Source organism: Pantoea sp. C1E2, assembly GCF_056491465.1.
Genome location: NZ_JBSZHT010000004.1, coordinates 928113 through 951968, shown reverse-complemented (window position 1 = coordinate 951968; position 23856 = coordinate 928113). Strand labels below are relative to the sequence as shown.

The window sequence follows — 23856 nt, the reverse complement described above, 5'->3', positions numbered from 1 at the left end:
GCAGATCGCTGCTGCGCTGGCGATCCTGCTGTTTGCCGCCTGCGGCTATGGTCTGGCGCGTCGAGGCTTGCGCCCGCTGCGGGTGATCAGCCGCCAGATTGAAACCATCAACGTGGAAGAGTTGCACACGCGCCTGGCCACCGAGCGCTGGCCGTCAGAATTAGTGGTATTGGCCTCTTCATTCGACAGCATGTTAACCCGGCTGGAAGCCTCCTTTGCCCAGTTGACGCGCTTCTCTTCCGACCTCGCGCATGAGCTGCGCGCACCGATCAATAATTTGATTTCAGCGGCCAGCGTGACCCTGAATCAACCGCGCAGTGCGGCGGATTATCAGGATACCTTAGAGGCGATAGTGGAAGAAGGTGAACGACTGTCGCGCACCGTCTCCTCGATGCTGTTCCTGGCCCGCGCCGATAACAGCCGTGAGCCGCTGAAAAAAGAGCAGCTGAGCAGCGCCAATGAGTTCCGTCGCCTGATTGGCTTTTACGATATTCTGGCCGAAGAGAAAAACATCAGGTTAACGCAGCAAGGCGACGAATCCTTCTCTGCCGATCCGCTGCATTTTCAACGTGCCATCTCCAATCTTATCTCCAACGCTTTGCATTACACCCCCGCAGGAGGCGAAATTACGCTGCGCGCCATCCGCGAGCCTCACTGGCTGCATTTTAGCGTGCAGGATAATGGTGAAGGCATCGAACCCGAACATCTTCCACATCTGTTTGAGCGTTTTTATCGTGCCGATCCTTCACGCACCAGTACCGAAAATACCGGCCTGGGATTGGCGATTGTGAAAACCATCGCGGAGTTGCACGGCGGTAAAGTGGCGGTCATCAGCACGCTCGGCAAAGGCAGCACCTTTACCTTCTCGATTCCGCAATAATATCGCCTGTCAAAATTGTCATCTTCAGGTTTGAGTGTGGTCACCGCCACAGTGAGAAAATAACGCTATCAACACAACCGTTGTTATTAACCACAAGGTGACCACCATGAAACAGAAACTCGTAACGATTCTCTTAGCCGCGTTTTCCCTGCTGGCCGTTACCCAGGTTGAAGCCAATATGGGTGTCGAACGCACCGCCAATACCTGGCTATTAACCCCCGCCAGTTGGCATCCCGGCACACCAAATAAACTGTACGAGAATTATCCTTTCGATCTCGGCGAGCGGAAAATTAATATGGGAGATGAGGATCAACCCCGTCATTTTGATAATGACAGTCAGCAACATCCCCTGACCGATAAATCGGTGCATTCACCTGTTTATCAACAGCAATAAATTTACTCAATAGCTTGAGTAAGTTTAGCTAAAAAGGGCTCGATGCTAATGGCCATAACGCCTCTGCGGCTGCAAGGGCTATCCGCAGCGCTGAGGCTTTTACGTTGGGCCAGGAGCCTGGCGCATGGATGCGCAAGGCAGTTCGGGTTGGCCAGGACGGCCTTACCCGAACGTTCCGTTGGCACGACGTGACAGCTGAAGGCACCGCGCTAGCGGCGCGAGGGCGGCCCGGCAGTCGCAGAGGCGTTAAGGCCCGCACTCCGCCACCGCAACCACCACCACACCGCCGGCAAACTCAAGTACAGCGCAATCATAATCGACGTAAACAGATCCCCCGGCCAGTGCATACCCAGCGCCAGACGACTGATGATCACACCATACGCCCATAACATCACCACCCCCGCCAGCAGCCACTTCCCCCGCGCCACCAGCAGCGCCACCGCCATTAATGCCCAGGTGGCAGCAAAAATCGTGTGCCCGGAAGGAAAAGCCGGATCGACCTGCTGCAGCCAATGCTGCTTCTGCCAATCCGGAATCTGGGGGTTATTAGCCAGCCGCTGGGTAATCAGCTGCTGCCGCTGGGCAGGATCATCCTGGTAAAAGTGGCGATCGATCTCAGTGTCCGTCTGACTCAACCACACCACATAGGGCCGCGGCTCCTGATTGGTCTTTTTAATTTCACTCACCGCCACTTGCCCGACAATCACTGGCAACAACATCACCAGCGCAAATTTAAGCCACTCTCCCCGGCGAATGTTTAAGGTATAAATCAAAACAAACAGCATTAACGCCGAAGTGATAAAGCCAAAAGGTTTACTCACGGTCTGCGTCAGCAGATAAAACCACCATAATAGCGCGGACTGATCGTTGGCATTCCAGCTCCAGTGAATGCCCCAGGCAAACAGCGGAATAGCAAACAATGACGCACAACAGATCATCAGCGCGAGATAAGGGCGCGTTAAAAATCGCATCGGTTTATTTACCCTCAGATTAATGTTTGGCGCGCGTGAGCTTTAAATAACCGAATAAATAAGCATTCAGATTACTGAGTTTATCGAACAACGGCGTCAGCAGCGGTTCCGCTTTATTAATGGCGAACGCACAACCTAATGCCACCAGCACCGAACCCAGCATATCGCCAGGGAAATGCACGCCCATATAGATACGGCCCCAGGCAATAAAGCCACTCATCACCAGCAACACGGCACCGAAAATCAGTCGTTGGCTAAAGAACAAGCTAAAGGCGATTGCGCAGGCCAGGGTCATATGATCGCTGGGGAATGAAGCGTCTGCGACGTGGGAAATAAAGGTGTGGCCGATCGGCACCATAAAGGGCCGTGGATGAGGGAAGAAATCCCCGATCATCACGTTGATACTCAAAGCTATTAGTGACGTCAATAAAGCAGACAACGCCACCTGTTGATGATTGCGGTTGAAACTAAACCAATAAACCAGCAACGCCAGTGGGTAGATAAATATCAGCCACGACGCGCAGGCATTGCCAACACTCAGCATTGCCGTCGATGCATGTGCTGGCGCATTTAACAGCAGAAAAACCGTATCGTTAATATTTTCCGCGTTCTCAGATGTCAGAAACATCGCTATCTCCTTGTAATCAATTAAGCCAGTGGCAGGGAAACACTTACCTTTAAACCTGATGGGAAGCGCGAGGCGGGAGCGAGTACCACCTCACCCTGCATACGAACCAACATGGCGTGGACAATCGACAGACCTAAGCCTGAGCCGTTGGCGTCATTGCCTTCCATGCGATAAAAAGCGTCAAACACTCGCGTGTGTTTATCCGCGGGAATACCGGGGCCGGAATCTTCGACGGTGATCAACACCTGGCCATGATGCTGTTCGATAGCCATATCGATGCATCCGCCTTCTGGTGTGTATTGAATGGCGTTGTGCAACAGGTTGCGCAGCACGGTATAGAGATCAGAGGGGCGAACTCTCACCACCGCATCACTGATGCTGAGCACCCCCAGATCCTGGGCTTTGTGCTCCGCTAACGGATGCAGATCGGAAAGCACCTGTTTTACCACCGCAAACACTTGTGTGCGCTCGACTGGCGGCAGTGCCACCGCTTCCCCGCTCTGGGCGCGGCTTAAGGTCAGCAGTTGTTCCACCAGCCAGCTGCCACGTTCCATACCGGCACGTAGATCGCGCAGCCGATGCTGGCTCTCCGGCGGCAGTTCGCTGCTTGCCAGCCGCTCGGATTGCAGCATCAGCGCGGTTAACGGGGATCGCAGTTCGTGAGCGGCATCGGCGACAAAGCGTCGTTGCAAGGTGATAGCGTCAGAAGAGCGTTGCAGCAGACGATTGATCGCCGTGATAAAAGGCTGGATTTCACGGGGAATCGTTGCACCCTTCAGCGACATCGCGGCACTGTCGCGCTGCTGATCGACCTCTGCGGCCAACTGTTTGATGGGTCTGAATATTTTCTTCACCAGATCGGCGATCAGATACAGCAATACTGGGAACAGAATGCCAAACGGCACCAGTGTGCGCAGCGCCGAAGAAAGGGCGACGTTTTCCCGCACGGAGGCACGCTGTGCCACCGCGACGCGTACGCCACCCGCCATATTTTCTATCAGCACGCGGTAGCTTTGTTGATTCACTTTCAGGGTATGAAAGCCTGCATCCAGTTGCGCGGGCAGCGGAAAATCAGCGGCTGGCGTAGCTTCAGGCATGATGAAGTGCACCACAATGCGTGAGGCTTCTTCATCCTGTAGCGGTGGACTAATGAAACTGCTGTTGCCGGGCGTCAGCATGCCGTCTTTGGCGAGGCTGGCGATTTGCTGCAGCGACGAATCCTGCAACTCATGTGCTTCATCCCACGCAGAGAGAAAGCCCAGCACGCCGCTGAGAAAGGCGATGCTGCCAACGGCGACACACAGCACCAGCGACAACCGCAACTGCACGGATTCACTCAGGCGTCTTTTGAGACTTTCCATCCCACGCCCCGCACGTTCTGAATCGCATCGCTACCGAGCTTTTTCCGCAGCGAGTGAATGAAATACTCAATCGCGTTGCTCTCAACTTCCTCGCCCCAGCCGTAGATTTTGCTCTCTAACTCGCTGCGCGAAAAAATCTGACCGGGCTGGGCGATCAGCGCCTGCAACAACGCATACTCACGAGCCGACAACGTGTGGGTTTCGTCACGTTGCAAATGGCACACCTGGCGGGTCGCCGGGTTCAGTGTAAACAGACCATTGCTCATCAGCGGCGCGGCATTGCCTGCTTTGCGCCGCATCACCGCACGCGCACGCGCCAACAGTTCACTCATGGCAAAGGGCTTGAGCACATAATCGTCGGCACCCGCGTCCAGGCCATTCAGGCGATCTTCCAGTGCATCGCGCGCGGTAACGATCAGTAGCGGCACCTGGTTGCCCTGCAGACGCAGTTGTTTCAGCACTTCCACACCATCACGACGCGGTAAACCCAGATCGAGCAGCACTAAATCGTAGCTGTGCGTGGCCAGACTCAGCAGCGCCTGTTCGCCATCACGAACCCAGTCGGCGGCGTAGGCGGCATCCTTTAGCGCCGCATACACCGCATCCCCGATCATACGGTCATCCTCGACCAGCAGCACTCTCATGACTCTTCCTGCTGAACAGGACGTATCACCGCAGTCAGCACCGGCAGCAGTGAAACGCCAATAATGCCGAGCGCCAGCCACTCACGGTGATCGCGTACCCAGGGCATATCGCCAAGGAAATAACCGAGCGCAATAAAACCGCCACACCAGGCCAGGCCACCGGCGAGGTTCCACAGCAAGAATGTCGAACGGGGCATGGAAGAGAGGCCGGCAATAAACGGCGCGAACGTCCGCACAATCGGCACGAAGCGACCGATAAACACGGTGGCAGCGCCATATTTGCGAAAGAAGGCTTCCGTCTTTTCACGATGCTGAACTTTCAGCCACTGGCGCCGTAAAATAAACCGCCCCACCGCACCTTTGCCAATATGGTAATTAAGCGTATCGCCGATAAAAGCCGCAACGGTTAACAAGGCGATCACCGTGAAGGGTGAAAGAGAGGTGGCCGGTAAAAAGGCACCTACGGTGAACAATAACGAATCACCCGGCAGAAACGGCACGATGACTAAGCCGGTTTCGCATAAAATAATCACCGCAACGATCGCCACCACCCACAACGGGTCGGCGTTAACCAGGGCAATCAGGTGACTGCCCGAGAGAAAATCCATCAGATGCTGAAGCATATTTTCATTCCTGATCGGGTTAGAGTTTGGATATCTGGCGCGAAGAGTGGCCGTAGAGCGTTGATGCGCCGATTAATATCGCCATCGCGAGCAGGAAAATAATATTGACCGGCGTGGTGCCGTAACCCAATCCGCCCTCTTTGATCGGTTGAGAGAACAAATCGGCGAGGGAGGCTCCTAAGGGGCGCGTCAGAACATAAACCGTCCAGAAACAGGTCACGCTGCTGAGCCTGCCGATACGCCAGAGCGCCGCAGTCGCCGCGATCAGCACCGCAAACAACAGGGTGGTAGTCAGGTAACCGAGCGATAATCTTTCCGCTAACGCATCACCCAGCGCCGTACCAAACGCGAAGGTGATCATAATGGCAAGCCAGTAATAGATTTCACGCCCTTTGGTATTGATGGATGAGAATTCCAGCGTACCTTCGGTGCGATGCCAGAACATCAGCACCATCACCAGGCCCGATCCAAACATCGCTACCGAATAGAGCAGCGGCACCTGCATTTGATCGGTCAAATAGTCAGTGAGTAAAGTACCGGTAATGCTCACCATTAATACAGTCAGCCAATAAAGCCATGGGATATATCGCGGTGCGCGCAGTTGAAATAGCAGGATGCATAAAAACAGCAGCGCAGAAATAAGGGAAGTGCCGGTAAGCCCAAAGCCCAGCCCAAAGTTGATCCAGTCAGCGCCGGTTTCACCTACCGTCGTTGACATCATTTTTAGCACCCAAAACAACAAGGTGGCTTGCGGTACTTTCGCTTTTAATTCTGAGAAGGTGTCAGTCATGATCGGTGTCCCCGTCAACATATTACGCTCATGATGACCGGGTAAACTTAAATCTCCCTTAAAAGGAAAAAATAGTTTTCCCGCTTGTGATTATCTTTTTCTGAAAAATGAATAAATGAATCTCTTTCTTAATGTTCAATTAAGGATTCCATGAACGCATCACTGCAAAATGGTTTATTAGTCCAATATTCAATGTGAAATAATTTATCGAAGAAATGAATAACTTAACTAAGGTCACAAAAGCTGTAAAAACTTTACATGGTGGATTGCATCGGAGTCGCAATGGGTTACTGTTAAATTCTTGTAACAAATGTAACCAAAAGGATCTGTATGAAAACCTCTCTGCGTTTTTTAACAACCTCTGTACTGGCAGGACTCTCCTTCTCTGCACTTGCGGCTGTACCTGCTGGTTATCCCGCTGAGTATCAGAAAGTCATTGATGCGGGTACAAAAGAGGGAAAAGTGGTGGTGTATTCAACCACTGACACTAAAGCGGCGGGCCCGTTGATCAAAGGCTTTGAGTCACTGTATCCGGGCATCAAAGTTGAATATAACGACATGAACAGCACCGAACTCTATAACCGTTACATCAGTGAGCAGGCCTCGGGGAGCGGAAGTGGTGATGTGGTGTGGAGTTCATCCATGGATACCGCGCTGAAGCTGGCCACGGAATATGCGGCGGAATATGCCTCGCCCGAGCAGAGCAAAATACCAAAATGGGCAGTGTGGCAAAATAAAGCCTACGGCACGACCTACGAACCGGTGGTGTTTATTTACAACAATAAACTCATTCCGAAAGATACCGCGCCTGACTCTCACACCGCACTGGCTAAAATGATTGCAGCCGATCCGGCTAAATTCAAAAATAAAGTGACCACTTACGATATTGAAAAATCAGGATTAGGTTTCATGCTGACGGTTCAGGACAGCAAAGTGGATCCGCACTACAAAGAAAACCTGGCGGGGATGGCAAAAGGGGGTCTGACCGTTCAATCTTCAACTGGCACCATGATGGAGCGCGTCTCTTCCGGCGAGAATTTAATTGGCTTTAATATTCTCGGTTCTTATGCCGAAGCAAGAGCGAAGAACGATCCGGCATTGGGCATCGCTTACCCGAAAGATTATATCCTGGTGTTGTCTCGCGTTTCGTTTATCACCGAAGAGGGTGAGCATGAGAACGCGGCTAAATTGTGGCTGGATTACGTGTTGTCAGAAAAGGGACAGAGTATCCTGGCGAATCAGGCCGACATCCCTTCACTGCGCAATGATATTGAAGGCAAAAATGACATTGACGGTATGACCAAAATGCTGGGCGATGCTCTGAAGCCGATTCCGGTAGATGAATCACTGCTGGAATATCTGGAACCGGCAAAACGCCTGGAATTTATTAAACAGTGGCGTACCGCCGCCGGGAAATAATGCTCCCCACGTTATGCGCCCGTCGCGGCGCATAACATCTCCTTTCGCCTCCGGTGTTTGATAGGGTTGGCATATGAGCAGGTTACTGAAAAAGTGGCAGAGTTTGCCACGTGCATTGATTGTTCTGATCACGGCATTAGTTATTTACGTGCCGCTGATGTTTATTGTGGTGCAGAGTTTTCTCTCCGCGCCGTTCTTCGCCAAAAAGAAAGAGCTGACGCTCGGTTCCTTTGGATTTATTTTCTCCGACCCTGATTTTTACAAAGCGCTGGAGTCGGGTTTTATTCTGGCGTTTGGTCTGGTGATTATTGCTATTCCGCTCGGCGGTATTCTGGCCTTCCTGATGGTTAGAACCAACCTGCCTGGACGCCGCCTTATTGAGCCATTGATTCTGGTACCGATCTTTGTTTCACCGATGGTGCTGGCCTTTGGCTATGTGGTTGCTGCAGGGCCGGTGGGTTTCTTGTCGCAATGGGCGAATCAACTGTTTGGCGTGGTGCCGTGGAACATCTACTCGATGACCAGCATCGTGGTGATTGCGGGACTCACTCACGTGCCGCACGCCTATCTCTACATCTCATCGGCACTGCGCAGCGTCAGCTCCGATGTGGAGGAAGCCGCGCGCACGGTCGGTGCTTCACCGTTGCAGGTCATGACTTCCGTTAGCCTGCCGATGGTGCGCCCTTCGATTCTGTATGCCTGTGTGCTGCTGTTCTTCCTGGGATTAGAGGTGTTCGGCCTGATGCTGGTACTGGGCGATCCCGAAGGCAACATGGTGCTCGCCACCTACCTGTACAAATTGACTAACAAACTCGGCACGCCTTCATACCACCTGATGGCGGCTGTCGCCGTGGTGCTGATCTGTTTTACCGTGCCACTGGTGATGCTGCAGCGCTGGCTGATGCGCACCGCCAACCGTTTTGTCACCATGAAAGGCAAAGCATCTCAAGCTCGCGCCCTGCCGCTGGGAAAATGGCGCTGGATTGCCGGTGCGGTGGTGTTGGCCTGGCTGACAATCACCATCGGCGTGCCGCTTTTGGGCGTGGTGATGCGTGCGTTCATCTCGCACTGGGGCGTCGGCGTCTCACTGTGGGATGAAATATCCTTCGCGACCTTCCACAGCATCTGGGATCAACCCAATCTGTTGCGTGCCATCGTCAACTCGATGCTGATTGGTGTGATCGGCGGCGCGGTGGCGGTGATCTGTTATCTGTTTGTCGGCATTGCCATGCATCGCAAGCAGGATCAGGTTACGCGCTTCCTTGATTACAGCGTGCTGGTGCCGCGCGCCGTGCCGGGTCTGTTAGCCGGTCTGGCTTTTCTCTGGGTGTTCCTGTTCATTCCGATGTGGCTCGATCAGTCACTGAAAAATGGCTGGCTCTCCAGCCTGCCGGTTGCTGACTGGCTGCGCGAAAACTTTATTGTTTGGCTCCGCTCGTTGCGCCAAACCATCTTTAGCGTCTGGCTGGCCTACACCGTGGTGTGGATGGCTTATGGCTTGCGCCTGATCTCCTCAACGCTGTTACAGGTCGGCCCGGAACTGGAAGAAGCTGCACGCAGCGTGGGTGCCACCCCTGGGCAGACCACGCGTCACGTGACCGTGCCGCTGTCTCGCCACGGTCTGATTGGCTCCTGGTTGCTGATGTTCCTGATTTTTGAGCGCGAATACTCAACCGGTGTGTATCTGCTATCACCGGGCACCGAAACCATCGGTTCAATGCTGGTCTCACTGTGGTCAGCGGGCGCCATTGATATCGTGGCTGCGCTGTCCCTGATTAATATCGTGCTGGTGGTGATCGGCCTCGGCATCGCTTTACGCTTTGGAGTGAAATTACATGATTGAATTATCGGTAGATAACTTGCATCTGATGTACGGCGATAATCCTGTATTGAAAGGCGTATCGATGCAGTTGAAAAAAGGCGAAGTAGTTTCACTGCTGGGCCCATCAGGCAGCGGCAAAACCACCCTCCTGCGCGCCGTGGCCGGTCTGGAAAAACCGTCTCAGGGGCGTATCAATATCGGCAAGAATGTGGTGTTTGACGGCACGCCTAAAAGCGAGATTCCGGCTGAAGAGCGCAATCTCGGTCTGGTATTTCAGTCCTACGCATTGTGGCCTCACAAAACCGTGTTTGAGAACGTGGCCTACCCGCTGAAGTTGCGCAAAGTGGATAAGGTAGAAATCAATCAACGCGTGCAAGCCGTGCTGGATCAATTAGGGCTCGGGCATCTCGGCAAACGCCATCCGCACCAGCTTTCCGGCGGACAGCAACAGCGCGTGGCGATTGGCCGTGCGCTGGTCTATAACCCACCGGTGATTCTGCTGGATGAACCACTCTCTAACCTTGATGCTAAGCTACGTGAAGAGGCGCGCGTGTTCTTGCGCGAGCTGATTATTCGTCTCGGACTGTCTGCCTTAATGGTGACACATGATCAGAACGAAGCCATGGCGATCTCTGACCGTATTCTGCTGCTGAATAACGGCGTGATTGAACAGCAAGGCACGCCACAAGAGATGTACAGCCAGCCTACAACGCTCTTTGCCGCTGAGTTTATGGGCAGCAACAATCGTCTGCACGGTAAAATCACCCATGTTGAAGGCGGCCGGGCGCGCATTGCCGGTGCGAAATGGGCGCTGTGGGGTAAACCAAGTGGCGATGTGCGGGTTGGGCAGGAAGGCACAGCGGTAATTCGCGTCGAGCGCATGAATATCGCTGACACTTCTGATGACAACGCACTTGAGCTGCCCTTGCTCACCAGCATGTATTTAGGCGATCGCTGGGAATATCTGTTCCGTACCGAGGGGGATGATTTCGCATTGAGGGCGTATGGCAAAGAGTTCCGCGGTAATCAGCGTTTCCGCCTCTCGCTGCCCAAAGAGGATCTGTGGATTTTCGCTAAAAGCTAACCCTTCCCTTGAATAAATTCCCACCAACTGCGCATCAGTGGTTGGGGGGAATTTAACGCCTCTGTATTACACGAATTAACCCACAATTTTTATCGCGTTGTGTAGGTCTGCTAAAAAAAACTATTTAGGTTGCTGGCGTGCTTCATTTATAGAATACTGTCGCGTCATACATGTTTTAATGTCCAGGACGGATTTATGTCAGCATTTCCTTATTATATCGCTTTAGCTTTACTGGTGTGCGTGGCGCTGGTTTGGGGCGGATTAATCCTGGATCTGTTTGGTATGCGCTGCTGGATGCACCATCTGACTGATTTTATGGAAAGCCAATTAAAAGGCTCAGAATCCTTGCAATGAGGGAGATTTAACTGAACTTATATCAGGACATTTCTTTATCATGACAAATTTGTCATCTGGCCATAAAAGAATTCGGCTTTAAGCTTTGCTTAAGAAATTAATGGTTGAATCACCTCCAATAACCCGGAGGTAATAATCGTGATCGCAACGACGTATTCATTACTCAAAGAAAAAACCCGCTATTTACAGGCATTTTTCGCCAACCCGCGCGCTTTTGGTTCTATCGCACCTTCCTCTTCTGCGCTGTGTCGCACCATGTCTGAGGCCGTAGACTGGCAGCAGACGCAACGCATTGCCGAACTCGGCGCCGGCGATGGCGTGCTAACACGTCATTTATTGCACCGCATGAAAGCTGATGCGACGCTGGCGGCATACGAAATCAATCCACATTTAGCCCATAAACTTAATGCCTTCAACGATCTGCGCTTGACAGTACACACGGATTCCGCAGAAACATTCGACACAGGCTACGATGCGATTTTCTCGGGGTTACCTTTGCTATCCCTGCCGCAGGCGCTGCGTGAAAGGATTTTGACGCAAATCAGCCGTGCACTGAATCCCGGTGGCGTGTTTGTGCAGTTTCAATATACATCGCTGTCGGAGCCACTGTTGTCACAGCACTTTTACTGGACGCGTACGCGCGTGATGCGCAACCTGCCACCGGCGTATGTCTATCGGTGCCAGGCTGCGTTTTATCAGTGGGTGATTATCCCTCGATCAGCCGATAGCGTTCAGGCCAGTGCAGATAAGGCGCTGGCGGAGCGATCACTTTAAACACGCGCACAGCAAGCACTGAACTGGCTTGAAGCGAGAATGTAGGGATCATTTGCGCGCTTTCGCGGCCGCAACCAGTCCATCCAGCCAATCCTGATGACCGTTGATCATCGGATTGGGTTTCGCGCTTGCCAGCTCAACGGCCGGTTTGCCGTTTTGCGTTTCCTGGGTCAGGATGCGCACGCGATTGTCAGAGAGATCTTCAATCAGCCAGGCGTGCAGAACATCTAATCGGTCGTCGCTGCCCACTTCACCCGCCCAGCCGTGCCAGGAAACACGGGCCGCTTCGCCGGCTACGGGCGCCACGTACTCGGTAACCTGCGCTTCCACCGGGAAACCAAAGGTTTCGAAATAGAAGCGTACACCCTGCTCCAGTTCGGGACCTTTGTTGTCATAGAAGCGCGCATTCGCCGAGTTCTGATAATAGGTCGGCCAGAGTGACGGCGTATTCAACAGCGGCCAGATATCCTGGGTACTCAAGCCCGCCACAATCACTTCGTTGGAACAGTAGTTGTCGCTAAAGCCCGGTACAAAACCTTCTGGCCAGTTAATCGCGTTCATTTTCATTTCATTCGTCTCAGCGTGGATAAATCGTGGCTGAAGTATCTGACTCCCAGTGAAATAAGGCCAATCGCCATTATTTATTTTAAATATACGTTTTCGTGATATCTGGTGGCGGCTTATGATGAGGTATTGCCAAGCCATCGCCGGAAGATGATGAAAACCGATATTCGCAATCTCGACCTCAATTTGCTTAAAGCGCTGGATGCCTTACTGGATGAGCGCAGCGTCACCCGCGCGGCTGAGCGTTTAGCCCTGACGCAACCCGCAGTCAGTGGCATGTTGACGCGTCTAAGGGAGTGTTTTGATGATCCGCTGTTCACGCGGGCGCAGCGGGGCGTTGTCCCGACATTGCGGGCTTTGGAGTTGGCACAACCCGTGAAGGCGATTCTGGCGGAAGTGTCAGAGCTATTGCAGCCCAAAGCCTTTGACGCTGCGACCGCCGAAATGACCATTAAAATCGCGGCCACCGATTATGCCCTGCGTGCGGTCATTGTGCCTTTTATGGCCGCGTTACGGGTACAGGCACCGGGTATCCGCGTGGCGGTATTGCCCGTTAATAACGAGCAGTTATCTGCGCAGTTTGAACGGGGTGACATCGATATCGCGTTGATCACGCCAGACAGTGCCCCACCCGATCTGCACGCCCGCTCGTTGTATGATGAAGAGTATGTGTGTCTCATGCGCGAGGACCATCCACTGTCTGCGCAGACAGGTTTAACGCTCGACAGTTTCTGCGCGCAGGACCACGCCTTAGTTTCCTACGTGGGAGGCAACTTCAAGGGTGTGACGGATGATGCGCTAGCCGCGGTTGGACGTTCGCGACGTGTGACACTTTCGGTGTGCAGTTTTTTAGTTTTACCTGAGATCTTACGCGTCAGTGATTTGATTAGCGTGGTGCCACGCCGCTTAACGTACGGTTTACCCGGTTTGAAGGTCTTGCCTCCTCCATTAGCTATCCAGGGGTTCAACAAAATCGTGGTCTGGCATGAACGCACGCACCGCGATGCCGGGCACCGCTGGTTGCGTGAATTACTGTTCTCTACGGCGATTTAAGCGGCCGCCTGCTCATTCCCCAGCAGATTCAATATATGGCTGCGCAGTGCCACCAGCTTAGGGTCATCACGCCGACGCGGCCAGGGCAGATCCACCTCAATCACATCCACCACTTTCGCCGGTCGCGGGCTGAACACCACTACGCGATTGGCCATCACCAGCGCCTCTTCAACGTCATGCGTTACCATCAGCGTGGTGAACTGCTGCTCCTGCCAGAGATCAACAATCTCCTGCTGCATCCGCAATCGCGTCAATGAGTCAAGTTTACCCAGCGGCTCATCCAGAATGAGCAGACGTGGCACATTCACTAACGCGCGAGCCAGTGCTGCTCGCTGGGCCATACCGCCAGACAGCTGATGCGGCCAGGCACGAGCAAAATCCTTCAAGCCGACACGATCCAACATTGCGTTAATCCGCTGCTCTTTAACTGCGCGGCTCTCGCCGCGAATCTGCAATCCCAGACCGACGTTGTCATACACCGTGCGCCACGGATAAAGCGTGGGATCCTGAAACACCACGACGCGCGATGGATCCGGAGCAGTAATGGCTTTCCCCTCTTCCGCCAGCAAGCCACTCGCCGGAGGTTCCAGTCCGGCAAGTAACCGCAGTAAAGTCGATTTTCCGCACCCTGAAGGCCCCAATAGCGCGACAAATTCGCCGGCTTTCACCTGTAAATTGATATTCTCCAGTACCGGTAAGTCACTGCCTTCAAGCGTAAAATGGTGATTCACTTTTTCAATGGCAATATTCACGCCTGACGAGGTCGTGGTCATATTTCGCTCCCGCTTAAATAATACTGAGCCGACAGTTATCAGCAAATAACCATAAGCTGCTCTCTCTCCTCATTGAAATAGCCTTTTCGGCAAACCTATCCGTCATTTTTCATAAAGAAAAACTGCATGACTTCATGCGGGATTGTTATTTGGTGGAGGGAAATCGCTAAGCGATAGTGCCCGTGATCTTTAATGACAAGGAAAGCAAAATGGCAATGCAAAAATACTTTCTGAGCCGGCGCGCATTATTGCGCGGCCTGGGTTTATTTAGCGCCGGTGTAGCGGTGAATCCATTGTTAAGCAGCAATGTTTTCGCCGACGACAAACCGCTTAAAACTATCAAACTGGCGTGGGGACAAACGGCGGTGTGTCAGGCGCCGATTTCCGTTGCCCTGAAGCAGGGTTTCTTCAAGAAATATGGCCTCAACGTTGAACCGGTTAACTTCAGCGGCCCGACCGATGCGCTGCTGCAGGCGATAGCTACCGGGCAAGCCGATGGCGGCATTGGCATGGCGTTGCGCTGGCTGAAACCGCTGGAACAAGGATTTGATGTCGACCTGACCGTTGGCACTCATGGCGGCTGCATGCGCTTATTGACCCCGCAGAACAGCGGCATCCGCGATGTGAAAGATTTGGTGGGTAAATCTGTCGCGGTCAGCGATCAGGCCAGCCCGATTCGTAACTTCTTCGCTGTGCAGTTGGCGAAACAGGGCATCGATCCGGATAAACAGGTCAACTGGCTGCAATATCCGCCCGATCTGTTTGGCGAGGCGCTGCGCAAAGGCGAAGTACAGGCACTGGCCACCGATGATCCACAAGGTTGGTTGCTGAAGAAACAGCACAACCTGCTGGAAGTCGACAATAACCTGAAAGGTGAGTACGCCAGCATGACCTGCTGTGTGCTGGGACTGCGCGGTTCACTGGTGCGCGACGATCCCGCCACCGCACGGGCCATTACTCAGGCGATTGTGGATGCACAGCAGTGGACTGCCGATCATCCCGCCGAAACCGCCAAAATCTTCCAGCCCTATGTGCCGGGATCGGTGCCGGTGGAGGACATCACCGCGATGCTCAAAGAGCACACCCACCACCACCACTCAACCGGTGCGCAACTGCGTAGTGAAGTTGCGACTTATGTTGAAGAGTTAAAGAAGATCAACGTGATTCGCCCGGATACCGATGCGAAGCAATTTGCCGAGCACTATGTGCCGCAACTGCTGCCTGCTGAATCCGCCCATCAGCACGCCAGTAACATGGCGCACATGAGCAACATGTCGAGTTAAGGAGAGAGTCATGGCCAGTGAAACCCTCACGATTGTCCAACACCGGGCAGCACCGCGCCGCCTGCAACCTGCCGTCTGGGGCGCGCTGTTGCTGTGGTGGGCGTTAGTGGCGCTGATGGTGGCGGTACCCGATAAGCCGCAGGGTTTTGCTGCCCCGCGCTTTGTCGATCAAACCCATGAACTATTTGCCGGGATTGCGTTGTTGCTTACCGTGTTGGCTATAGCATCTGGCGTGTTTCCGCGCCTGACGCTGCTGGCACCGTTGAAGCGCAGCGGGCCGTGGCTGATTGTGCTGGCGCTGCTGATTGGCGTGTGGGAAACCGTGACCGGCAAACTGGCGCTGTTGCCCGCGCCCTTCTTTGCACCGCCGCGCGCACTGGTGGAAGCCTATGCCACTGACTGGCCGCGCCTGCTGGATAGCGTGCTCAACTCGCTGCGTTTGCTGGCCTTTGGTTTTCTCTACGGCAGCGTGGTGGGCTTTATCACCGGCGTGGCGATAGGCTGGTCGCGTGGACTCGGCTATTGGGTGCATCCGATTTTGCGCTTCCTCGGTCCCGTGCCATCCACGGCGTTGTTGCCGCTGTCGCTTTACTTCTTTCCTTCGAGTTTCTCCGCTGCGGTATTTCTGATCGCCCTGGCCACCTGGTTCCCGGTGACCGTGCTGACCTGGTCCGGCGTTTCCAGCGTCGATACCCGTTATTACGATGTAGCGCGCACGCTGGGCGCCAATTCGATGTTCTTAGTCCTGCGAGTGGCGGTACCCGCCGCACTGCCGCATCTGTTTGTCGGCTTATTTATGGGGCTGGGCGCGTCATTTTCAGTGCTGGTAGCCGCGGAGATGATGGGGGTGAAATCGGGCCTTGGCTGGTATCTCCAGTGGGCACAGGGCTGGGCGGCCTACGCCAATATGTATGCCGCGCTGATCGTGATGGCGCTGCTGTTCTCTTCCCTGATCTCCCTGTTATTCCTGGTGCGTGACCGTTTGCTCTCGTGGCAGCGCAGCGCGGTGAAATGGTAACTGCATGGTGATGCGCCTGAAGGCGCACCTGTTAGCAACGTTGCCACATCTGAAGGGTCGCCAATCATGGCGACCCACGCAGGCTACTCCACCACAGAGGTGAACTATGGTTGCAAAAATTTCCTCGTCAATTACCGAACTGATTGGCAATACGCCGCTGCTGCGGCTCTCGCGTTATGCTCAGCAACAAGAGATTCAGGCCGAACTGATCGCCAAACTGGAGCTGTTTAATCCTAATCACAGCGTCAAGGATCGCATCGCACTCAGCATGATCGAAGCCGCCGAGCGCAACGGCACCATACAGTCTGGTGACACGCTGGTTGAAACCACCAGCGGCAATACCGGGATTGGATTAGCGGCGATTGCAGCGGCTAAGGGCTACAAATTCCGCGTCTATATCAATGATTTTGTCAGCATCGAACGCACACAGCTGATTCAGGCTTACGGTGCTGAAGTGGTGCCGTTCAGCACCATCGAGGGCTTCAGAGAGTTTTATGAAGCCAGTAACGGCGATTTTGTCGCGGCCACAAAATGGCTGGCGGAGAAGGTCACCGCCGCGGAGCCGGAAGTTCACTTCCTGTTGCAGCTGGAGAACCCTGCCAACCCGGCAGTGCATGTTCAGACCACCGGGCCTGAAATCTGGCGAGACAGCGGCGGCAAGCTGGATATCTTTATTGCGGCAGTGGGAACCGGCGGCACGCTATCCGGCACCGGTCGTTATCTGAAGCAGCAATATCCGAGCTTGCAGGTGATAGCCGTGGAACCCGGCGTGGGTTCACAGCCCAGCGAATTGCGCCCGGAACCGCTGGAGATCACCGGGGTACACGCCTTTAGCAATCAACCGCCCGAACGTATCCCGGCGAATTTAGATCATCGCGTGTATGACGAAGTGATCGCCGTCGAAACCTGGCAAGCCTATGCGGCAGCGCGTCAACTGGCGCTCAGCGAAGGTGTACTGGTGGGCGATTCGTCCGGTGCCGTGTTATGGGCAGCGGAACAGGTGGCAGCGCGACCGGAAAATCACGGTAAGCGCATAGTGGTTTTGCTGGCGGATGGCGGCAGTAGTTACCTCAGCACTCAACTCTTTGCTCATCAGGTGCCGGCCGAAACCTTCAAACTGGCGAATGCGATTCAGACTTCGCAAAAGATTGCCTGATTCGCAGAGTTTCCTTATCGCGATGTCATTTATTGCGCATTCCTGAGCAGCAACACTGCTCGATGAATGCGCGATAAATCATGCCGCTACATCAGTTTACGCATTATAGAACCACCCCTCACACCAACACATTACTGGTGATACCCTTGGCAAACAGCAGCGGATCGGTTTCTGGTCTCAACACGTTTATTGCCTTCAAATCCCGCGCATAAACATCGATTTCTTTGACGAACGCATTGCCCACTGAATAGTGCCCATGGGTATGGGTTTTCAGCACGCTGGCAATTTCTTGTGGCGTGGTATTCAGCGCCTGACCGTTGAACTCGCTGCCAATCGCTTCAGGATGCTGCGCGGCATAAGCGTGCGCTTGCAGGATGGCGTGGGTAATCGCTGCGGCCACCTCTGGCTGTTCGCGAATCAAACTGCCACGCGTGCCCACCACACAGCAGCTCAGATTGGCGTATTCATCCATCAAATTAGTGCCGACTTCGCGATAGCCCGGCTTCTGCGCCAGGCGCCACATTATCGGATCTGAGCCGCTGGCGGCCTGAATCTCCCCTTTCTCCAACACCATTGGCAGCAAATCTTGCGGGAATACGCGCCAGTTCACGTCGGTATTGGGATCGACGCCGTGCTTTTTCAGCATCAGTGAAAAGAAGTTCTTATCTGCGCCCGCCATATCGGTGACGCCGATGGTTTTGCCCTTCAACTGCTCCAGCGTAGCAGGACCGTCATTGCGCGCTAATAAGCGCATGCAACCACCGTGGGTGCCTGCGGTGAGCTTCACATCAAAGCCCTGCTCCAGCGCTTTTAACCAGCGCAGCGCCATGCCAACTGCCGCTTCTGCTTTTCCGGTGGCAATCGACTCCAGCAGTAATTCGGTGGAGTTACCAAAGTTAACGAACTCCACTTCAAGGTTATGCGCCTTGAAGAAATTATGCTGATCGGCCACCACAACCGGTGCCAGGCAGATGGCATTGAGGTTTACTGCGAGGCGAATATGCGTGGGTTTCGCCAATGCCCAATTGCCTGCACCGCCCTGCAACAGGTCACCGGACATCGGCATATTGTGCATGGAATCGTCGGCAAAACTCCGTCCCGGCAACGTTGAAGCCATCATCGCCGCGGCGGAATATCCGAGAAAGCGACGACGCGAAAGTAAATAATTTTCTGGCATGGTTTTACTCCCAAAAATATATGCAGGTAAAAGATTGATCGTTGTAATCATTCATTTCAGGAGTTGGCAGGTTAATCGTTAATTAACAGCGCAACCAGACGCGTAATTATGCCGATTCCGCATGTGTTAAGCGGTTTTATTGCTTTTACAGTCTCGCGCTATCAGGAAACAATCGACCTTATGTTATTCAGAGATTAATAAGGTTTTCTCAATGGCAAATAACACGCCTTTTCTCGCTGAAATATTGCCAGCGCTCACCGAACTATTGGCTGAAGATGCTGAAGAAGTCGATCGCAGCGGTGAATTTCCGCGCGCGGCTTTTGCTCATCTACAACAACTGGGATTGTTGCATTTCGCTTTGCCCCTCTCCGCAGGCGGCAGCGGTGGCGATTTGAGGGATTGTCAGACGATCATTCAGGCGGTAGCGCGTGGCGAACCCTCTACTGCGCTAATTCTGATCATGCAGTATCTCAACACGCGGCGGCTGAGTGAGGAATCTAATTGGCCTGTTGATGTACGCGCTACAGTAGCGAGCAGCGTGGTCACTCAGGGCGCGTTGATCAATGCGCTGCGCGTCGAGCCTGAACTGGGCACGCCAGCGCGTGGCGGTTTGCCCGCAACCCGAGCACGGCGGACCGCCGAGGGCTGGCGCATCAGTGGCGAGAAGATTTACTCCACCGGCAGCCATGGACTGAGCTGGTTTCTGGTGTGGGCCAGCAGTGATGATGTGGATCCGCTGGTCGGCGGTTATCTGGTGCCCGCCGATGCGCCAGGCATCCAAATCGTCGATGAGTGGGATCATCTGGGAATGCGCGGCACCTGTAGCCATCGCGTGGTGTTAAATGAGGTGCTGATTCCGCTGGACCACGCGGTCAACGTTGCGCCCTGGAGCACGCCGAGAGCAGGGCTAAATGAAGAAGAGTCTGTGTGGTTAGCTGTGCTGCTTGGCTCGCTGTATGACGCGATTGCCCAGAGCGCTCGCGACTGGTTTATCGGCTTTTTACAGCAGCGTGTTCCCGCCAATCTCGGTGCTCCACTGGCCTCCTTGCCGCGTTTTCAAGAATTGGTAGGACGCATTGATACGCTGCTGTTCACCAATGGTACGCTGCTTAATAGCGCCGCTCGCGATCAGATCGCCAGCAGCCATACGGCACAAATCAAACAGGTGGTGACCGAGAATGCGATTCGTGCTGTTGAACTTATGGTGGAGAGTATTGGTAATCATGCGCTAACGCGCCAACATCCATTACAACGTCACTATCGTAATGTGCTTTGCGGTCGTATCCACACCCCTCAGAGCGACGCCATTTTTACTTCCGTGGGCAAAACCGCCCTGGCTGCAGAGAGAACTACGTAATGGCCGCGTCACTATGACATCCACCCTGCACCCTATAAAATCGTACTAAAATCCTGCATGCTGTCGGTTTTCAGGGCCGCGATATCTCATAGCTATGACTGCCACCAAAACCGGATTTACCTTTGCAGCGCTGGCGATTTTTGCCGCACTCGCTGTGCTGTTTTCACATTGGACAGCGTTTCTCGCCTGGTCATTGCAAACGCAGATCCAACTCCATCGCCTGCTGGTGACGCATCTGCTGCAAATCAACAGCGGGCAGTACAGCGCGGGGTTGTGGTTGATCGGCGTGACCTTTATTTATGGCATCTTGCATGCGGTTGGCCCCGGCCATGGCAAATTTATCGTCACCACCTGGCTCACCACCCACCAACCGCCGCGTGGTGTCGCCCTAACCGTGCCGTTTCTCGGCAGTCTGGTGCAAGGGCTCAGCGCCATCGCTTTTGTATTTATTCTGGCCGTTGGCTTTAACCTGACGACGGGCGATCTTAGCACCAGCCGTTGGTATCTGGAAAAGGCCAGTTCAGTGTTTATTGCCGCGCTGGGCGTGATGATGATGGTGCAAGCGTGGCGAAGCCGCAGTCAGCATCAGCATAAGCACCAGCAAGACCATAAGCATGAGCATGAGCATGAGCATGAGCATGAGCAGCATCATCGCAGCTGCGGCCACCATCACGGCATTACTGCAGAATCAGTGGATAACTGGAAAGCGTGGATCGGCATTATTATTGCCACGGGCGTGCGGCCTTGCAGCGGCGCACTCACAGTGCTGCTGTTTGCCAGCGTGATTGGCATCACCCGCTGGGGCATGTTTGCGGTGATGACCATGGCACTCGGCACCGGCATGGCGCTGGTCGCGCTAGCCCTGTTTGTCCGCCATTTTCGCCATCGCGCGGGAGAATTATGGTTGGCTGAAACATCGACACGCACGCAGCAAATACTGGGGATGGTACGTGTCGCCGGGGGCGCATTGCTGATCTTATTTGCGCTGGTGCTGTTTTTAACCGTGGTGCCGATCAGTGCGAACGGGGATTATATTGCGGCGGGATGTTGAGAATTTATCAAGTCTGATGCGAACAACGCCGGGCCGGCATCCTTGCCGCCCCTGCCGTTAGCTCACGTACGCGAGCGTGAATCCTGGCAGAGCACGCATTGCTGCGCGCCCGGTTGGTTGAAATCAGAAACGATAAGATGCAGTAACTGAGAAGTTACGCGGCGTACCGTAAACGATGCCGCCGCTACCGACGTTCTCGTCATACTCTTTGTCGAACAGGTTGTTCAGATTTCCCTGCACGCTCAGGTTTTTCGTCACGTCGTAACGTGCGAACAGATCCACCAGTGCATAACTGCCCTGACGTGCACGCCAGGTACCATTGCCATCCGGTGCGCCAACGTCTTTATACGTCTTCGACTGCCAGTTCACACCGCCGCCCAGCGTCAGCTGATCCAGCATCGGCAGACGATAGCTAGTGAACAAGTTGAAAGAGGTGCGTGGCAGCTGTGAATTGTAGTTCTCACCATCACGGTCTTCAGCCACATAGGTGGTGCCACCGAAAGTCATCTGCCAGTTATCCGTCAGCGCGCCATTCACTTCAAACTCTACGCCGCGGCTGACGACACCACTTTTGCCAACATAGATGGCATTACCCGTGTCCGGATTGGTTGCCCCAGTTGCTTCTGCAACGTTGTCCAGTTCTGAACGGAACACTGAAATGGATGTGGTCAGACGGCTATTAAGCCAGTCAGATTTCACACCGGCTTCATAGTTCTTACCAATGACAGGTGAGAGGTAACCCCCTGTAGCATCTTGATAATCCTGCGGCTGGAATACTGAGGTATAGCTCGCGTAAGCCGACCAGTTATCATAGAAGTCCCAGATCACACCGCCATACGGAGTGGTGTTATTCTTCTCCATCTCAGCATTCAGCGTCTCACGATTCCAGTTGGTATAACGCGCACCCAAAATAACATGCAGCGGATCGGCCAGTGAAATGCGAGTAGCAACATAAGCGGATTTCTGACGCACTAATTGCGTATCCGATGCCGGTTCACGAGGGTTCCAATCGGTTTCCGGGAAGTTGCCATTGAAGTTATTGAAATTGCCCAGCTCGGTCGGCGAAATATTCGCCCACGCGCTGTAATACTTATTATCCTGACGGCTGTAATTCACACCCACCATCAGTTCATGTTGGCGACCTAACAATTCATACGGGCCGCTGGCAAACGCATCGACGGCATCAACTTTACGTTTACCGGTGTTGTATCCCGTACCGCCGACAACAGGGTAATTAGCATAAGGTGAAGTGCCGATACCGGTGTTCTTATCGAAGTAGCCATCAATATAGAGTTGCTTACTGTCGAGGAGCATCTCGTTATGAGTACCGTTAAGCGTAATGTTCCAGCCGTTATCGAAGTTCTGCTGCAGGTTAACAAAGACCTTTTTGTTTTCTTTGTTGTTGTAAGCCCACTCTGGCGAAGTGTTATATCCGCGACGCAGATGCGTTTGCGTACCGTCGGTATTCCAACGCGGCGAACCACTCCACATTGGGGAGTCGGTATCGACCTGGGTAAATTCATAGCCCACAGACAGCTTGGTTTTGTCGGTCAGGTCAGCATCCACCACACCGTAGATGAATTTCTTCTCGAAGCCATAGCGTTCAATAAAGCTGTTTTTATCTTCGTAACCTGCCACCACGCGACCACGCACGTTGCCTTCAGGCGACAGTGGCGCAGAAAGATCGGCGACATAGCGCTGTTTGTCCCAGCTGCCGTAGCTCGCTTCCAGATTTCCGGTGAACTCTTTGCTGTCGGCGTGTTTACGCACCATGTTAATGGAAGCTGACGGGTTACCTGGGCCGGTCAACAGGCCGGTGGCACCGCGCACCACTTCAACGCGCTCGTACAGCGCCATATCGGTTTGCGCATCGCCGAGGTTCCAGCGCGATGCAAATGCCGTTGGAATGCCATCGACCATGTAGTTATCAATGATAAAACCGCGCGAATAGTAGTTCGTACGATCCATATCACCGCTGACGCCTCTAATACCGGTGGTATTGGACAGTACGTCATTCAGGGATTGCAGCTGCTGGTCTTGCATACGCTGCTTGCTGACAATGCTGACCGATTGCGGAATATCACGCGCGGTCAATGCCATTTTGGTACCGGCACGGGTGACCGGGACGCTGTAATCTTTTGCTGCCTGCTCTTGCGCATCGCTGCTGGCGCTGGCATCCACGGTCAAGGTTTGTTCTGTTGTGGTGCTATCTGCGGCCTGGGCAATACCTGACGCCACCATCATTGCCAGCAGAGAGACACGCAATGCACGTTGCGGCGCACGGCCAGATTCCCTGACGCGCTTTTCTTTGAAAGACATAATATTCCTCAATTCACTTATCGTTATTTTGTGTTGGCGGCATGTCTGCTGACGTCTGTTAGATCCAGCCATAAATAACGTGCTGAAAAGGAATATCAGGATGAGGTATTTCCCGACCGCGCCGTCCTGGCGCAAACAGAACGACCGTAAAGATGCCGTTAAGAAAGCAAATGAGAAATATACGCATTAAGATTACTATTGCAAGAAAATGTTACCGGTTATCCGGCAATTTTACATTTGGATAAATCCTTATTCTTCAATGATTAATAATAAAGGAGGGTTATTTTCGGTAATTATCACGCACGTTAATGGAGCAAACCTGTGATAAATCACAGGTTCTCGCCGTGAGGGTATTCCGGGG

The 23856-nt window shown here is 53.7% G+C and carries 23 protein-coding genes; 13 read left to right on the top strand and 10 right to left on the bottom strand.

Annotated features, from left to right (window positions below):
• Positions 1 to 880: heavy metal sensor histidine kinase (locus ACXI0A_RS25925; RefSeq protein ID WP_479485308.1), on the top strand; the 880-nt coding region annotated here is incomplete at its 5' end.
• Positions 881 to 986: 106 nt separating this feature from the next.
• A complete protein-coding gene (locus ACXI0A_RS25920; protein ID WP_476146036.1) occupies positions 987 to 1274 on the top strand; it encodes a hypothetical protein in 288 nt (95 codons plus the stop codon).
• Positions 1275 to 1483: 209 nt separating this feature from the next.
• Here the strand turns inward: ACXI0A_RS25920 and ACXI0A_RS25915 are convergent, their stop codons facing one another.
• Genes ACXI0A_RS25915 through ACXI0A_RS25890 form a run of 6 tightly spaced genes read right to left on the bottom strand, consistent with a single transcriptional unit; the run spans position 1484 to position 6312 of the window.
• Complete coding sequence (locus ACXI0A_RS25915; RefSeq protein ID WP_476146038.1) at positions 1484 to 2245, bottom strand: phosphatase PAP2 family protein; 762 nt, start codon at positions 2243 to 2245, stop codon at positions 1484 to 1486.
• A 19-nt stretch (positions 2246 to 2264) separates the two neighbouring features.
• Positions 2265 to 2873 carry a phosphatase PAP2 family protein gene (locus ACXI0A_RS25910; RefSeq protein WP_476146040.1) on the bottom strand — a complete coding sequence of 203 codons (609 nt, stop codon included), beginning with the start codon at positions 2871 to 2873 and terminating at the stop codon, positions 2265 to 2267.
• Positions 2874 to 2893: 20 nt separating this feature from the next.
• Positions 2894 to 4234, bottom strand: coding sequence for an ATP-binding protein (locus ACXI0A_RS25905; RefSeq protein WP_476146042.1), 1341 nt, complete (start codon positions 4232 to 4234; stop codon positions 2894 to 2896).
• Entirely contained in the window at positions 4210 to 4878 is a 669-nt protein-coding gene (locus ACXI0A_RS25900; RefSeq protein ID WP_476146044.1) for a response regulator, read from the bottom strand. Before ACXI0A_RS25900 ends, ACXI0A_RS25905 begins: the two co-directional genes overlap by 25 nt.
• Positions 4875 to 5501 carry a VTT domain-containing protein gene (locus tag ACXI0A_RS25895; RefSeq protein ID WP_476146046.1) on the bottom strand — a complete coding sequence of 209 codons (627 nt, stop codon included), beginning with the start codon at positions 5499 to 5501 and terminating at the stop codon, positions 4875 to 4877. The genes ACXI0A_RS25900 and ACXI0A_RS25895 overlap by 4 nt, the downstream gene beginning before the upstream one ends.
• Before the next feature lie 19 nt (positions 5502 to 5520).
• Positions 5521 to 6312, bottom strand: a complete 792-nt coding sequence (locus tag ACXI0A_RS25890; protein ID WP_479485307.1) for a COG4705 family protein — start codon at positions 6310 to 6312, stop codon at positions 5521 to 5523.
• A gap of 309 nt (positions 6313 to 6621) precedes the next feature.
• On the opposite strand from ACXI0A_RS25890, the gene ACXI0A_RS25885 reads away from it, so the two are divergent.
• From ACXI0A_RS25885 to ACXI0A_RS25865, 5 genes are all read left to right on the top strand, one after another.
• Positions 6622 to 7710: an extracellular solute-binding protein gene (locus tag ACXI0A_RS25885; protein WP_476146050.1), complete on the top strand. Its 1089-nt coding sequence runs from the start codon at positions 6622 to 6624 to the stop codon at positions 7708 to 7710.
• 73 nt (positions 7711 to 7783) lie between these two features.
• Positions 7784 to 9553 (top strand): ABC transporter permease subunit, encoded by a 1770-nt coding sequence (locus ACXI0A_RS25880; protein WP_476146052.1) that lies wholly within the window; start codon positions 7784 to 7786, stop codon positions 9551 to 9553.
• On the top strand, positions 9546 to 10616 hold the full coding sequence (locus ACXI0A_RS25875) for an ATP-binding cassette domain-containing protein (protein WP_476146054.1): 1071 nt from the start codon (positions 9546 to 9548) through the stop codon (positions 10614 to 10616). Before ACXI0A_RS25880 ends, ACXI0A_RS25875 begins: the two co-directional genes overlap by 8 nt.
• A 195-nt stretch (positions 10617 to 10811) precedes the next feature.
• On the top strand, positions 10812 to 10970 hold the full coding sequence (locus ACXI0A_RS25870) for a hypothetical protein (protein WP_476146056.1): 159 nt from the start codon (positions 10812 to 10814) through the stop codon (positions 10968 to 10970).
• A 138-nt stretch (positions 10971 to 11108) separates the two neighbouring features.
• Positions 11109 to 11744, top strand: a complete 636-nt coding sequence (locus tag ACXI0A_RS25865) for a methyltransferase domain-containing protein (protein ID WP_476146058.1) — start codon at positions 11109 to 11111, stop codon at positions 11742 to 11744.
• A 48-nt stretch (positions 11745 to 11792) separates the two neighbouring features.
• Here the strand turns inward: ACXI0A_RS25865 and ACXI0A_RS25860 are convergent, their stop codons facing one another.
• Positions 11793 to 12305, bottom strand: coding sequence for an SRPBCC family protein (locus ACXI0A_RS25860; protein WP_476146059.1), 513 nt, complete (start codon positions 12303 to 12305; stop codon positions 11793 to 11795).
• 156 nt (positions 12306 to 12461) lie between these two features.
• On the opposite strand from ACXI0A_RS25860, the gene ACXI0A_RS25855 reads away from it, so the two are divergent.
• Positions 12462 to 13361 (top strand): LysR substrate-binding domain-containing protein, encoded by a 900-nt coding sequence (locus ACXI0A_RS25855; RefSeq protein WP_476147131.1) that lies wholly within the window; start codon positions 12462 to 12464, stop codon positions 13359 to 13361.
• Here the strand turns inward: ACXI0A_RS25855 and ACXI0A_RS25850 are convergent.
• Positions 13358 to 14134: an ATP-binding cassette domain-containing protein gene (locus ACXI0A_RS25850; RefSeq protein WP_476146060.1), complete on the bottom strand. Its 777-nt coding sequence runs from the start codon at positions 14132 to 14134 to the stop codon at positions 13358 to 13360. The two genes, ACXI0A_RS25855 and ACXI0A_RS25850, sit on opposite strands and share 4 nt — an antisense overlap.
• 209 nt (positions 14135 to 14343) lie before the next feature.
• Between ACXI0A_RS25850 and ACXI0A_RS25845 the strand changes: the two genes are divergently transcribed.
• From ACXI0A_RS25845 to ACXI0A_RS25835, 3 genes are all read left to right on the top strand, one after another.
• Entirely contained in the window at positions 14344 to 15417 is a 1074-nt protein-coding gene (locus ACXI0A_RS25845) for an ABC transporter substrate-binding protein (protein WP_476146061.1), read from the top strand.
• Positions 15418 to 15427: 10 nt separating this feature from the next.
• On the top strand, positions 15428 to 16435 hold the full coding sequence (locus tag ACXI0A_RS25840; RefSeq protein ID WP_476146062.1) for an ABC transporter permease subunit: 1008 nt from the start codon (positions 15428 to 15430) through the stop codon (positions 16433 to 16435).
• Between the two features lie 106 nt (positions 16436 to 16541).
• Positions 16542 to 17591 carry a pyridoxal-phosphate dependent enzyme gene (locus ACXI0A_RS25835; RefSeq protein WP_476146064.1) on the top strand — a complete coding sequence of 350 codons (1050 nt, stop codon included), beginning with the start codon at positions 16542 to 16544 and terminating at the stop codon, positions 17589 to 17591.
• A 118-nt stretch (positions 17592 to 17709) separates the two neighbouring features.
• On the opposite strand, the gene ACXI0A_RS25830 is transcribed toward ACXI0A_RS25835, so the two are convergent.
• Positions 17710 to 18768 (bottom strand): ABC transporter substrate-binding protein, encoded by a 1059-nt coding sequence (locus ACXI0A_RS25830; protein WP_476146066.1) that lies wholly within the window; start codon positions 18766 to 18768, stop codon positions 17710 to 17712.
• Positions 18769 to 18979: 211 nt separating this feature from the next.
• Between ACXI0A_RS25830 and ACXI0A_RS25825 the strand changes: the two genes are divergently transcribed.
• Together ACXI0A_RS25825 and ACXI0A_RS25820 are read left to right on the top strand one after the other, a co-directional pair.
• Complete coding sequence (locus ACXI0A_RS25825) at positions 18980 to 20125, top strand: acyl-CoA dehydrogenase family protein (RefSeq protein ID WP_476146068.1); 1146 nt, start codon at positions 18980 to 18982, stop codon at positions 20123 to 20125.
• A 94-nt stretch (positions 20126 to 20219) separates the two neighbouring features.
• Complete coding sequence (locus ACXI0A_RS25820) at positions 20220 to 21176, top strand: HoxN/HupN/NixA family nickel/cobalt transporter (RefSeq protein WP_476146070.1); 957 nt, start codon at positions 20220 to 20222, stop codon at positions 21174 to 21176.
• Between the two features lie 123 nt (positions 21177 to 21299).
• On the opposite strand, the gene fhuE is transcribed toward ACXI0A_RS25820, so the two are convergent.
• Positions 21300 to 23495, bottom strand: coding sequence for a ferric-rhodotorulic acid/ferric-coprogen receptor FhuE (fhuE, locus tag ACXI0A_RS25815; RefSeq protein WP_476146072.1), 2196 nt, complete (start codon positions 23493 to 23495; stop codon positions 21300 to 21302).
• Between the last annotated feature and the right edge of the window lie 361 nt (positions 23496 to 23856).